The 11909-nt window shown below is 71.4% G+C and carries 13 protein-coding genes and 1 pseudogene; 6 read left to right on the top strand and 8 right to left on the bottom strand.

The annotated features are described in order from the left end of the window. Positions 1 to 280 precede the first annotated feature (280 nt). The 3 genes from AC5L3X_RS20620 to AC5L3X_RS20610 all read left to right on the top strand — a co-directional run bounded on the left by AC5L3X_RS20620 (position 281) and on the right by AC5L3X_RS20610 (position 2375). A complete protein-coding gene (locus tag AC5L3X_RS20620) occupies positions 281 to 598 on the top strand; it encodes a hypothetical protein (RefSeq protein WP_494858849.1) in 318 nt (105 codons plus the stop codon). 197 nt (positions 599 to 795) lie between these two features. Continuing rightward, complete coding sequence (locus tag AC5L3X_RS20615; RefSeq protein WP_494858847.1) at positions 796 to 1290, top strand: SigE family RNA polymerase sigma factor; 495 nt, start codon at positions 796 to 798, stop codon at positions 1288 to 1290. Next, entirely contained in the window at positions 1287 to 2375 is a 1089-nt protein-coding gene (locus AC5L3X_RS20610; protein WP_494858845.1) for a hypothetical protein, read from the top strand. Before AC5L3X_RS20615 ends, AC5L3X_RS20610 begins: the two co-directional genes overlap by 4 nt. Before the next feature lie 216 nt (positions 2376 to 2591). On the opposite strand, the gene AC5L3X_RS20605 is transcribed toward AC5L3X_RS20610, so the two are convergent. Beyond that, positions 2592 to 3110, bottom strand: coding sequence for a MerR family transcriptional regulator (locus tag AC5L3X_RS20605; protein ID WP_494858843.1), 519 nt, complete (start codon positions 3108 to 3110; stop codon positions 2592 to 2594). A 58-nt stretch (positions 3111 to 3168) separates the two neighbouring features. Here AC5L3X_RS20605 and AC5L3X_RS20600 point away from each other — a divergent pair, with 58 nt between their 5' ends. Next, on the top strand, positions 3169 to 4362 hold the full coding sequence (locus tag AC5L3X_RS20600; protein WP_494858841.1) for an MFS transporter: 1194 nt from the start codon (positions 3169 to 3171) through the stop codon (positions 4360 to 4362). Here AC5L3X_RS20600 and AC5L3X_RS20595 read toward each other — a convergent pair. The 3 genes from AC5L3X_RS20595 to AC5L3X_RS20585 form a co-directional block, all read right to left on the bottom strand. Then, the gene (locus AC5L3X_RS20595; protein ID WP_189122822.1) at positions 4348 to 4740 is read right to left on the bottom strand and encodes a DUF4180 domain-containing protein; all 393 of its coding nucleotides are present in this window, start codon (positions 4738 to 4740) and stop codon (positions 4348 to 4350) included. The two genes, AC5L3X_RS20600 and AC5L3X_RS20595, sit on opposite strands and share 15 nt — an antisense overlap. Continuing rightward, on the bottom strand, positions 4737 to 5141 hold the full coding sequence (locus AC5L3X_RS20590; protein WP_494858839.1) for a helix-turn-helix domain-containing protein: 405 nt from the start codon (positions 5139 to 5141) through the stop codon (positions 4737 to 4739). The genes AC5L3X_RS20595 and AC5L3X_RS20590 overlap by 4 nt, the downstream gene beginning before the upstream one ends. A gap of 112 nt (positions 5142 to 5253) precedes the next feature. After that, entirely contained in the window at positions 5254 to 6168 is a 915-nt protein-coding gene (locus AC5L3X_RS20585) for an alpha/beta hydrolase family protein (RefSeq protein ID WP_494858860.1), read from the bottom strand. A 279-nt stretch (positions 6169 to 6447) separates the two neighbouring features. Between AC5L3X_RS20585 and AC5L3X_RS20580 the strand changes: the two genes are divergently transcribed. After that, a complete protein-coding gene (locus tag AC5L3X_RS20580) occupies positions 6448 to 7035 on the top strand; it encodes a TetR/AcrR family transcriptional regulator (RefSeq protein ID WP_494858838.1) in 588 nt (195 codons plus the stop codon). Positions 7036 to 7054: 19 nt separating this feature from the next. On the opposite strand, the gene AC5L3X_RS20575 is transcribed toward AC5L3X_RS20580, so the two are convergent. After that, entirely contained in the window at positions 7055 to 8287 is a 1233-nt protein-coding gene (locus AC5L3X_RS20575) for an RNA polymerase sigma factor (RefSeq protein WP_494858836.1), read from the bottom strand. Beyond that, positions 8287 to 8634 (bottom strand): YciI family protein, encoded by a 348-nt coding sequence (locus AC5L3X_RS20570; protein WP_494858835.1) that lies wholly within the window; start codon positions 8632 to 8634, stop codon positions 8287 to 8289. Before AC5L3X_RS20570 ends, AC5L3X_RS20575 begins: the two co-directional genes overlap by 1 nt. Positions 8635 to 8802: 168 nt before the next feature. On the opposite strand from AC5L3X_RS20570, the gene add reads away from it, so the two are divergent. Continuing rightward, the gene (gene add, locus AC5L3X_RS20565; protein WP_494858834.1) at positions 8803 to 9741 is read left to right on the top strand and encodes an adenosine deaminase; all 939 of its coding nucleotides are present in this window, start codon (positions 8803 to 8805) and stop codon (positions 9739 to 9741) included. Positions 9742 to 9802: 61 nt separating this feature from the next. Here add and AC5L3X_RS20560 read toward each other — a convergent pair whose 3' ends face one another. Beyond that, positions 9803 to 10927 (bottom strand): winged helix DNA-binding domain-containing protein, encoded by a 1125-nt coding sequence (locus AC5L3X_RS20560; protein WP_494858833.1) that lies wholly within the window; start codon positions 10925 to 10927, stop codon positions 9803 to 9805. A gap of 60 nt (positions 10928 to 10987) precedes the next feature. Beyond that, positions 10988 to 11893: pseudogene (locus tag AC5L3X_RS20555) on the bottom strand (RNA polymerase sigma factor); the annotation flags it as partial. Positions 11894 to 11909 lie beyond the last annotated feature (16 nt).

Here is an 11909-nt window from a genome sequence, read left to right as displayed (position 1 = left end):
GGAGTGGCGAATCCCCAGCCGAAGGTCTTGTCGAGGAACGCCCACAGGAAGATCCAGCCGAGCGAGATCCGGGTGATCGCCCAGACGTAGTCGGCGGGGCGGCGGCTGGTGATGGCACCGGTCTCCGTGGCGGGGGTGTGGACCATGGTGGCCATGACTGCTTCCTCTCCTTGGGGGTCGTTCTGCTCGCACCCCAAGTACACCGTTTCGCGCACCCCATGATCAGGGCCACAGGACCCCGGCGCGCCGGGACCTTGGTCACTTCAGAGTCCCGGTAGCAATGAAGAAATTTCCGATCCGGCCCGGTGTGCTCCTTCTGGTCAAGATGGTCGGCACGGGTCGCAAGGGCGCCTCCGATCTGACCTCTCAGCTGGTGGGGCACCTGCTGACCTCTGAAGTGCGCGCCAACCTGGAACGGATGCTGGCCGTGGATACGGGACTGGGGATGACCCGGCTGGAGTGGCTGGTCAGCCCGGCACGGGATGCCTCGGCGACATCAGTGAAGACGGCCGCTGCGGCCTGCGCAACGGCGCACTGGAGCTCTGAGCCGGTTCCAGCGCAGAACCTGCTCCCGGCGGCTCGCGACTGGCGAGGGTGACGGGGCGGGTCTCGCAGGGCGAGGCGGTCCACTCGTCAAACTTGCAGTCCCCCCTTGGTCTCGTTCCTCTTTCTCTGCCCTTGGTAAGGGTGTCTCTATTCCCTCTCAGCGATCTTGGCGGGAGCCCAAACCCTTGTCTGCTGGGGACTACATTGGGCATTCCAACCTGGAGCCCCTCGCCGGAGTTAATTCGATACATGGACCGTTACGAGGGGTTCCATGAGTTCGTACGCACACGTCAGCAGTCGCTGATGCGGACGGCGTATCTGCTCACTGGGAACCCCCATCTCGCTGAGGACCTGTTGCAGACGGTCCTCACCCGTGTCGCTTCGCACTGGACGAAGCTCGCCAAGGGCGGCAACCCCGAGGCCTACGCTCGTAAGGCTCTGGTGAATCAGACCATCTCGTGGCGCAGGCGCAAGCAGGTCGAGTTACCGGGGGCCGAGCTGCCGGAGCCGGCCGAGCCGGGGCAGCCACACGACGAGGCGACCGTGCGCCGTCTCGTCCTGCGCACCGCTCTGGCGAAGCTCACGCCGAAGCAGCGGGCCGTGATCGTGCTGCGCTTCTACGAGGACCGCTCAGAGCACGAGACCGCGCAGCTCATGGGCGTCTCGATTGGCACCGTCAAGAGCCAGACCAGCTACGCGCTGTCCAAGCTGCGCGCGCTCGCCCCGAAGGAGGTGTACCGATGAATCGCACGTTGCGCGAGGACCTGCACGCGCTGGCCGAGCAGGCGCCCACCGTCGATCTGGCGGCACAGGCGGTGCGGGGCGCGCGCAGGAGGCGCGCCGCCCGGCGGGCCGTGGTAGCCGCGGCCGTAACCTGCCTGGTCGCGCTCGGCGGCGGAGCCATACTGCTGCAGGTACGGCCTACGCCCCCGATCGCGCTCGTACCGCCGGAGACCAAGGCCCTCCCGTTGCCCGCGAAGGGAGTCGGGCCGGTGGAGCAGGCCTTCCGACCGGGCTGCGTCGGTAGCTCGTGCACCGGCAGTCCTTGGCAGATCGTGACGCGCCAGGGCGACACCTACCAGCTGGGCAAGGAAGCGACCGGGCCGCTGGAGGTCACGGCAGACGGCCGCAGGATCGCGTACTACAGCTCGAAGCATCGCCGCATCGTCGTACGCGATCTGGCGAGCGGCAAGACGTGGCAGGCGCCGCTGAAGCAGCCCGCGGAAGACTTCGCGGTTGAGTACACGCTGCGGCTGTCGCCTAACGGGCTGCGGTTCGTCGTCTCGGGGTGGGGCGGCCGGCGGGAGCCGAACAAGCTGGTGGACGTGGAGCGCGGGACGGTAACCAACCTCAAGCGGGGATGGTGGCCGGTGAGCGTGTCGGACGGTTCGGGACCCGTCGTGCTGGCCAAGCCATACGACATGACCAGCCAGGTGTGGGTGCTCGGCCATAACCCGATCACCATCCGGGACTTCACGTACTACTACAGCAGCCTCGCACCTGACGGGCAGACGCTCGCCCGGCTGGGACAGACCGTCGACCGGAATCGGCAACCGACGGTGCAGCGGGACGGGTCTCTCGTGACCTTCAGTGCGATGCAGGCCGGTCGGGAGAACCGTGCCTCGATCTCCGGGCTGCCGGAAGGGCTCCATCCTTCGAGGCTCGGGAGCTGGTTGAACGCCACAGAGGTAACCTTGCTGGCCGTCCCCGAGTCTCCGGGCGGGACTGGGCCGGTGGTCTACGCAGTGGATGTGCGGACGGGCAAGAGCAGGGAACTGTTCGCAGTGCGCAAGGACGGCCTGAACGTGGTGCCGGGGCTGGTGCGCTAGCGCGACGATTTCGGGAAAGCAGGTCGCGCTAGGGCTAGGCCAGGGGGTCCAAGACCAAGACCGTGGCCACCACGAGTACCGAAGGTGACCAGGGGCCGAAGATGATCCTCCTCAGCCCCAGGTCGCTCAGGCGATCTCCTTCCGACAGCGGCGCGGTAGTCACACATCTCAGTCCCGCCCCGCCGCCACGACGACTCGGCCACACAATGTGTCACATCACCTCCCAGGAGGACGCCCGTGCCCGTCGTGGTCCGCGGTGACCGCGCCATCCCGCGCACCCGGTTGGAGACGCTGTTCACCGACCCTGTGCACGCCCTGCGGGAATGACTGCTGTGGCGGCTCCTCTACGACAGGGCCACCGGGCGGCGCCGGGTCGCCGTCCCGTTGGACGGCGGCGAGGTAGGCGAAGATGGCGTCGCGGTTGCGGCTCAGGCACTCGACACGCTGCGTGATCCGATCGGCCTCCTCCTTCAGCAGCGCGGCGACCTCGTCGCTCAGACAGCCCGGGTGGATCTCGCCGGGCCGGTCGAGGAAGGGCAGGATCCTGCGGATGATCTCCGTGGTGAGGCCGGAGTCGAGCAGCCCTCGGATCTGCTGGACCCGGTGGACCGCGGCGGCGTCGTACAGGCGGTAGCCGTTGGCGGCCCGCTCGGGATGCAGCAGGTCCTGCTCCTCGTAGTAGCGCAGCATCCTGGCGGGCACGCCGGTGTGCCGGGAAAGCTGGCCGATGCGCATGAACACCCCGTCCGGAGGATTTGCCTTCACATCGATGTGAAGGTTTGACCATGGTCGCATGCCTGTCGCCTCCACCCCGCCCGCCCCCGCCACCGAGACCGCCAAGCTGCCGCTGGGCGGGCTGCTGGCCCTGTTCGCCGCCGCGTTCACCGCGGTGATGACCGAGTTGCTCCCGGCCGGGCTGCTGCCCCAGATGAGCCAGGCCCTGGGCGTGCCGCAGGGCGCCGTCGGGTTCCTGGTGACCGGCTACGCCGTCGCCTCGTTCCTGGCCGCGATCCCGGTCACCGCGGCGCTGCGCGGCCTGCGCCGCCGCCCGGTGCTGGCCGGTCTGCTGACCGGCTTCGCGCTGCTGAACGCCGTCACCGCCCTGTCGTCGTCCTACCCGCTGACGGTCGGGGCCCGGGTGCTGGCCGGCGTCATGGGCGGCACGCTGTGGGCGATGCTCGTCGGCTACGCGGCGCGCATGGTCGCTCCGGAGCGGCGCGGCCGGGCCATCGCCATCGTCTCGGCCGGCATCACCGTCGCGCTCTGCCTGGGCATCCCGGCCGGCACCGCGCTGGCCACCGCCGCCGGATGGCGGGCCGCGTTCGCCGTTCTGGCCGCCGGGGCGCTCGTCCTGGTGGCCTGGGTGTCCTGGAAGGTGCCTGACTTTCCCGGCGAGCCCGCCGCCGAGCGGCTGCCACTGCGCCGCGTGACCACGCTGCCCGGCATCCGGACCGTCCTGGCCGTCACCCTGATCGTGCTGCTCGCCCACCAGGCGGTCTACACCTACCTCGCGCCGCTCGCGGACGGCGTCGCGCGGACGAGCGTGGTGCTGCTCGTCTTCGGCCTCGCCACGGTGGCCGGCGTCTGGGTCACCGGCGTCCTGGTGGACCGGCGGCCACGGGCGACGCTGCTGGCCGCGCTCGTCCTGGTCGCGGCCGCGATGCTCGCCCTGGGCCTGGCCGGGCGCTCCGCCGCGGTGCTGCTCGTGGCGGCCGCCCTGTGGGGAGCCGCCTTCGGCGGGGTGCCGACCCTGCTGCAGTCGGCCCTGATCGGCGCCTCCGGTCCGGCCAACGCGGACGTGGCCACCTCTCTGCAGACCACCGTCTACAACGCCGGCATCGCGGCCGGCTCGCTGACCGGCGGCGTCGTGCTGGAGACGGCCGGCGCGGGGGCCCTGCCGTGGACCGCGCTTCCCCTGGCCGCCGCCGCGCTCGTCGTCGCCGCCACGCGCCGGCACGCCTTCCCCACGGCCTCACCGGCCGGGTGAACGCTCCTCCAGCCGGCGGCCCAGCTCGTCCAGGTCGTCGACGAACCAGATCTGGGCGCCCCGGTTGGACTCGCGCACCCAGTCCTGGAGGGCGGTGCTGGCGGCGGTGTGGCGGGATATGTCGCCCACGATGGCCACGCCGATCCGGTAGTTGGCGAACTTCTGCACGAGGTCGCCGGCGACCCGGGTGCGCAGCCGGTAGAAGTCGTCGTGCAGCCGCCCGGCCGGGATGGCGACCCAGCGGGCCCCCTGGTGGCCGGCCTCGCCGATGAGGTCGAGGGCGTCCCTCTCCTCGCGCAGGGGCGTCCCCTCCGGCTCGCAGAGGAGGACCTGCCCGTACGTGAGCCGGGCGGGCGGGTCGTCGGGCGGTGTATTCACAGCTGTTCCCTCGTCAACGCGTCGATGATCCTGAGCAAGTGGGCGCTCGGCTCCAGGTCTCCCAGGATGATGATCTTCAGATGGGCGCGGTCCTCGTCGTACACGACCTGGACGTTCAGCCGCTGCGGGCCGCTCGTGACGGAACCGATGACCATGGTGCTCAGCCGGTCCATCTCGGCCCGGCCGATCCCGTCGATCTGCACGATGGAGGACGCCTCCACGTGGCGGCCGGGCTCCGGCGACTCCGGGAGCCCGGCGAACGCCTCCAGCTCCTGGCGGGCGATCCGGTAGCGCCTGCCGACCTTGACCGCCTTGAGCCGCCCGTCACGTACGTACGCGCGGACGGTCTTGACGTGCAGGCCCAGTCGCTCGGCCGCCTGATCAACGGTGTATTGCTCCATAACATTCCCTAGTATGGCGCATTGAGGGAATCCCAGGGAAGTTCGCGTAACATGGAGTCGTCGGCCCCTTCGACGATCGGCGGCGCGCCGCCGATCGTCGCTCTGTCGAGCCTCACCTGGAGTCGATGCGCCCCAGCGGCTCGGCGCTCTCCGCCAAGGCCGTGCGCGCCGCCGGCCAGCTGGAGTCCTCGGGGTCGAGCGCGGAGCGAAGGTAGGCCGAGGTGAGCCGCTGGATCAGGGCGACCCGTCCGGGGTTCTCGTCCGTCGTCTCCGTGACGGTGTGGCCGGGGATCCCGCCGAGCGAGTGTTCGGCGCCGAACAGAGTGAGCAGGCTCTTGCCTCCCGGGCTCAGGACGTACGGGTCGGTGAACCAGTCCGCCCCCCTGACGGACAGGGGCGATCGGTCCCGGTCCCCCGCGACCACGAGGGCCGGCGTGGTCATGGTGGCGAAGCCCGGATTCATGAAGGGGAAGTGCTCAGCCGCGAACGGAGTCAGGTCGGCACCGCCCAGGCCGGGCAGGGCGAGCAGCACACCCGCCTTGATCCGGGGGTCGGACAGGTCCTCTCCCGCTCCGCCGCCGGGATCGAGGACCCGCGCGCCCAGCAGCACGCTCGCCGTCTGGGCGCCCCAGGAGTGTCCGGCCGCGGCGATGCGGCTCCGATCGAGGTGCCCGCCGAGGCCGGGAACGGAGGCTTCGACGAGATCGAGCCGGTCGAGGACGCGCTTCAGGTCCTCGACCCGGAACCGCCAGATCAGGGGGGTACGGGGGTCGTCAGGAGGAAGGTTCAGCGTCCTCGAGTCGAGATGGGTGGGCTGGATCACCACGAAGCCGTGGGCGGCCCAGAAGTCGGCCAACGGGCCGTAGCCGTCCATCGACCAGCCGAAGCCGTGCGAGAACACGATGATCGGCAATCCGCTCCCACGGGCGGGCGCGGACACGCGTACCCGCAGATCCTCACCGCGGCCGGGGGCCGGCAGCACGATCGGCTTCGCCGAGATGATCGGGGTGGGCGCACTCGTGACCATGTCCGGGACCGCCAAGGCTGATTCGCTCACAGGAAGACCTCTCTCACGGTTGACGGGGGTCGGCGGGTGACGCGGCGCGGGTCGTCGCCGAGCGGCGTCACGGCCAGGTGATGACAGGCCGTTCCGCTCCGGCGTCACGGCCGATCCGCCGGCGGGAGCGTCGTCCGGGGTGGTCGACGGGCCCCCGCTCTGGCATCATGAGCAAACGGAACGTTGTCCCGTTTGACGATACGGGACGCTGTACCGTTTAGCAAGCCCGGCACTGGAGGGAACGACGCGATGAAAGACGGCGACCGAGGCTCAGGGCGCGCCGCCCGGCCCAAACGGGCGGACGCCCGGCGCAACGAGGAGACCCTGCTCGACGCGGCCGCCTCGATCTTCGTCAGGTCAGGCGTGGAAGCCCCGATCCGCGACATCGCGGCCGAGGCCGGCGTCGGGACGGCCACCATCTACCGCCACTTCCCGACCCGGGCGGATCTCATCATCGCCGTCTACCGGCATCAGGTCGAAGCCTGCGCCGAGGCCGGTCCGGCCCTGCTGGCGTCCAGCGCGACCCCTTACGCCGCGCTGGGGCGCTGGATCAACCTGTTCGTCGACTTCCTGGCCACCAAGCACGGACTCGCCGCCGTGCTGCAGTCGGACAACACCGGCTTCGAGACGTTGCACGCCTACTTTCTCGACCGCCTCGTTCCCGTGTGCGCCCAGCTGCTCGACGCGGCGGCCGGTTCCGGCGAGATCCGCTCCGACCTGGAGGCCTACGAGCTCATGCGCGGCATCGGAAACCTCTGCATCGGCGCCGAGCACGATCCCCGCTACGACGCACGCCGCCTGGTCGCACTCGTCATCGCAGGACTGCGCCTCCCCTGAGAAGCGGATCGGGAGGCCGTCACGACAGACGGGCGGCCCGGCCCTCCAGGTAGCGCTGCTCGGGCAGGCTGGTGGTGAGCCGGGCCGCCTCGCGGTAGCCGGCCACGGCCGCGTCCACGTCGCCGGCCATCTCCAGCAGGTGGGCGCGCACCGACGCCAGCCGGTGGTGCCCGGAGATCCGCGCGTCGCCGGCCAGGCCGTCGAGCAGGTCGAGCCCGGCCCGGGGCCCGCGCACCATGGCGACGGCGACCGCGTGGTTGAGCCTGACGACCGGGTTGTCGTCCAGCCCGGCCAGCACCCCGTACAGGGCGAGGATCTGCCGCCAGTCGGTGTCCTCGGCCTTCGCCGCCTCGTCGTGCACGGCCGCGATCGCCGCCTGCACCTGGTAGGGCCCGACGGGCGAGGTGGACAGCGCCTCGGTGACGAGCGCGACCCCCTCGGCGATGGCCTGCCCGTCCCACAGCGCGCGGTCCTGCTCGGCGAGCGGGATCAGCCGCCCGCCGGGGCCGGTGCGGGCGGGGCGGCGCGCGTCGGTGAGCAGCATGAGCGCCAGCAGCCCGGCCACCTCACCGTCGGCGGGCAGCAGCCGCCGCAGGGCCCGGGCCAGCCGGATCGCCTCGCGGGTCAGCTCGGTGCGGTGCAGCTCGGGCCCGCTCGTGGCGGTGTAGCCCTCGTTGAAGATCAGATACAGCACGTGCAGCACGACCCGCAGCCGGTCGGCCCGCTCAGGCTCGGGCGGCAGCCGGAACGGCACGCCGGTCGCCTTGACCCGCTGCTTGGCCCGGCTGATGCGCTGCGCCATGGTCGCCTCCGGCACCAGGAACGCGCTGGCGATCTGCGCCGTCGTCAGACCGCCGACGGCCCGCAGGGTGAGCGCCAGCTGCGAGGCCCGCGACAGCGCCGGATGGCAGCACAGGAACAGCAGGGTCAGCGTGTCGTCCTGGTCGGAGGCCCGCTCGTCACCGGGCGCGGGCAGCACCGACTCGTCGGCGGGCACGCGGGCCGCGGCCGTCTCCTCCCTGCGCCGGCGGGCGTGCTCGCTGCGCACCAGGTCGGTCATCCTGCGACCGGCGACCGTGATCAGCCAGGCCCGCGGGCTGTCGGGCAGCCCCCGCTCGGGCCACTGCACGGCCGCGTCGAGCAGCGCCTCCTGCACGGCGTCCTCGCACGCGTCGAACTGGCCGAAGCGGCGGACGAGGACGCCGAGCACCTGAGGCGCCAGCTCGCGCAGCAGTCGCTCGATGGTGTTCATCAGGCGTCGGCGATGATCGGCCGCACCTCCATCGCGCACAGCCGCGCGTCCGGCCAGCGGGCCGCGATCTCGATGGCCCGCTCGACGCTGTCGCAGTCGACGATCAGGTAGCCGGCCAGGTGCTCCTTCGTCTCCAGGAACGGCCCGTCGGTGACGGCGGGCGCGCCGTCACGCACGCGCACCGTCCTGGAGCTCGCGGGTTCGGCCAGCGCCTGCCCGCCGACCCACTCGCCCGACTCGCTCAGCTCCTTCATCAACGCGTCGACCTCGGCCATCACCGCGTCGACGTTGCCCGCGACGGCCTCCTGGGAGGCGGGGTTGCTGTAGATCAGCAGCATGTACTTCATCAGGTCTCCTTCGCCGGTCTGTTCCTTGGCCGTGCACGGGGAGGTCGGCGCCGTCATCGGCTTCTCGACGTCCCGGGCCTGCCATTTTCTCCCCTTCTTCCGGCGGCTCGTCCCTCACGTCCGAAACGGAGGTGCGCGTGGCGCTCCCGGCTCTCTAGGTTTGAGTACGTGAGAGACATCGCTCAGCTGCCCAAGGCGCACCTGCACGTCCACCTGGAGGCGACCGTACGGCCCGAGACGGTGCGCGAGCTGGGCGGGCCGCCCGAGCCGGAGGGGCCGTTCGCGAGCTTCCGCGAGTTCGCCGACCAGCGGGCCCGGGTGCGCGAGCGGCTGCGCACGGCGGAGCACTTCCGGCGGGTGGCGCTGGAGTTCTGCGAGGACGAGGCCGCGCAGGGCACCCGCTACGCGGAGGTGACGTTCACCGCCGCCTCCCACGGCGAGCGACTCGGGGCGCTGGAGATGCCGCTGGAGGCGGTCCTCGACGGTCTGGCCGAGGGGGCGAAGTACGGGATCGAGTGCCGGGTGCTGCTCGACCACTCGCGGCGGCGCTCCACCGAGCGGCTCTGGCGCACGCTGAAGCTGGCGACCCGCTACGACGCGGTGGCCGGCATCGGCCTGGCCGGCGACGAGAGCCACCCGATGGCGCCGTTCGCCGAGGTGCTCGACGCGGCCAGGGACACCGGCCTGCACCTCGTGCACCACGCCGGCGAGGCGGCGGGGGCGGCCAGCATCCGCGAGGCGCTCACGCTCGGCCACGCCGAGCGGCTCGGCCACGGCATCCGCGTCCTCGACGACGACACGCTGGTGGACGAGGTCCGGGAGCGCCGGATCCCGCTGGAGGTCTGCCCGACCTCCAATGTCCTGCTGGGATTCGTCCCTTCGCTGCGCGAGCATCCGCTGCCGCGCCTGCACGCCGCCGGGCTGGTCGTCACGGTCAACACCGACGGCGAGACGGCGCTGGCCGCCGAATACACCCGGTTGCGCGAGGTGTTCGGGTACGACGACGCGGAGCTGGCCGGGTTCGCGCGGGCCTCGATCGACGCGTCGTTCGCCGACGAGGCGGTCAAGGCGCGGCTCCGGGCCGAGGTCGACCGCTGGCTCGACTGACGCCTCCTCCTTCCGCGAGCTGGGAGTGCCCGTCCACCGATCCCGGCGGGCCGGCCCCCCGTCAGGCGTGGGCGCCCACGGTGACGGGGCCGATGGTCAGCTCCGGCTCGCCTTCCAGGATCTCGCCGACCCGGGCCACCTGCTCGTCGAGCTCGCGCAGCCGGGCCGAGGTGAGCGTGCGCAGCGGCTCGACGGTGACGCGGATCTTCCGGCCGGAGCGGCGCTGGTGCCAGACGCCCGCCACCGTGCCGTCGACCAGCAGCACCGGGAAGTTGCCCGCCTGGCCGCCCGCCAGCGCCCGCGCCGCCGCCGCGCCCGGGTAGAGCAGCTCACGCGGCCTGCCGGCCACCACATAGGCGTCGAAGTACGGCAGCAGCCGCACGCCACGCGGCGGGTCGCCGGGCACGCCGGTGTCACCGGCCACCACCCAGGCGGGCCCGCCCTCGAACAGGACCTCCTCCAGGTCCGCCGACTTGAACAGCCGCGCCGCCCACGTTTTCGGCGCCCCGAGCCACTGGGCGAACTGCCCGGGCGTGGCGGGGCCGTAGGCCGTCAGATAGCGCCTGACGAGCTCGGCCCTTCCGTCGACCGGCTGGAACCCGTCCGGCGGGCTGGTGTAGGTGACCTTGCGCCCGCGCGCGGGCCCGAAGACGAACGCGCCCCGGTGCGCCGCGATGGCCATCACCTGCCGCCAGCGCGGCCACATGGTCTGAAAGGCGGGCATGACGAGGTCTCCGGCCCAGGAGCCCGTGGCGCCGACGACCGCGTCGCCCAGCTCCTCGATGGTCAGCGCGTCGCCGTCGAGCACGGCGCGGATCGCCTCGACCACCTCGTCGGCCTGCGCGGGCGTCAGCCTCACATCGTCGGGGAAGGGGTTTCGCTGCACCGGCAACCGCGACATCGCACCCACCCACATCGGCAGGTCACGGGCGGCCAGCACATGCACGGTGCCGCGCGGGCCGTGCGTCTTGACCAGGCTGCGTTCGTCCCACAGCGCCTCGCGCACGCCGGTCCGGGTGACGCCGTCGAGGCGTGATCCGATCGACAGCTCGGCCGCCGACATGACCTGGGCGTGCGCCCCGCACATGGCGCTGACCATGTCGGCCGGAGTGCCGCCGGCCGGGGCGTCCAGCCCCTGCCGCGCCAGCCGCCTCGCGCTGACCTCGGGCCATGACAACTTGATCACATCGTCCTCCTGGGTGGTCGCACCCACGCTAGAGGGCGATGCGGAAAGGTTCGTTCCGCGTCAGCCGAGGTAGTCGCGCAGGGCCATCGCGCGCGACGGGTGACGCAGCTTGGACATGGTCTTGGCCTCGATCTGCCGGATCCGCTCGCGGGTCACGCCGTAGACGCGGCCGATCTCGTCGAGCGTCATCGGCTTTCCGTCCCGGAGGCCGTACCTCATGGAGATCACGCCCGCCTCGCGCTCGGTGAGCTCGTCGAGCAACGAGCGCAGTTGCTGCTGCAGCAGCGTGAAGGAGACCGCCTCCGCCGGGGAGACGGCCTCGGTGTCCTCGATGAGGTCGCCGAACTCGCTGTCACCCTGCTCGCCGAGCGGGGTGTGCAGGGAGATCGGCTCGCGGCCGTAGGCCTGCACCTCGGCGACCCGCTCCGGTGGCAGGTCGGCCTCGACGGCGATCTCCTCGGGCGTGGGCTCGCGGCCGAGCTCGGACTGCAGGCGGCGCTGCACCCTGGCGACCTTGTTGATCAGCTCCACCATGTGGACCGGGATGCGGATGGTGCGCGCCTGGTCGGCCATGGCCCTGGTGATGGCCTGCTTGATCCACCAGGTGGCGTAGGTGGAGAACTTGAAGCCGAGGCGGTAGTCGAACTTCTCGATGGTACGGATGAGGCCCAGGTTGCCTTCCTGGATCAGGTCGAGGAAGAGCATGCCGCGGCCGGTGTAGCGCTTGGCGATCGAGACCACCAGCCGCAGGTTGGCCTCCAGCATGCGTTGCTTGGCCCGCGCCCCCTCCTCGGCGATCCACACGAGATCGTCGCGCAGCTCACGGGACAGGTCGGGCTCGGTGTCCAGGCGCTCGGCCGCGAACAGCCCGGCCTCGATGCGCTTGGCCAGCTCGATCTCCTGCTCGGCCGAGAGCAGCGGCACCCGGCCGATCTCTTTCAGATAGGTCTTGACCGAGTCGGTGCTCATGGCTGGAGAGCCG

The organism is Nonomuraea sp. CX421 (assembly GCF_059358955.1).
The sequence above is the reverse complement of the archived record's forward strand: the minus strand, read 5'-3'. Positions and strand labels throughout refer to the sequence as shown.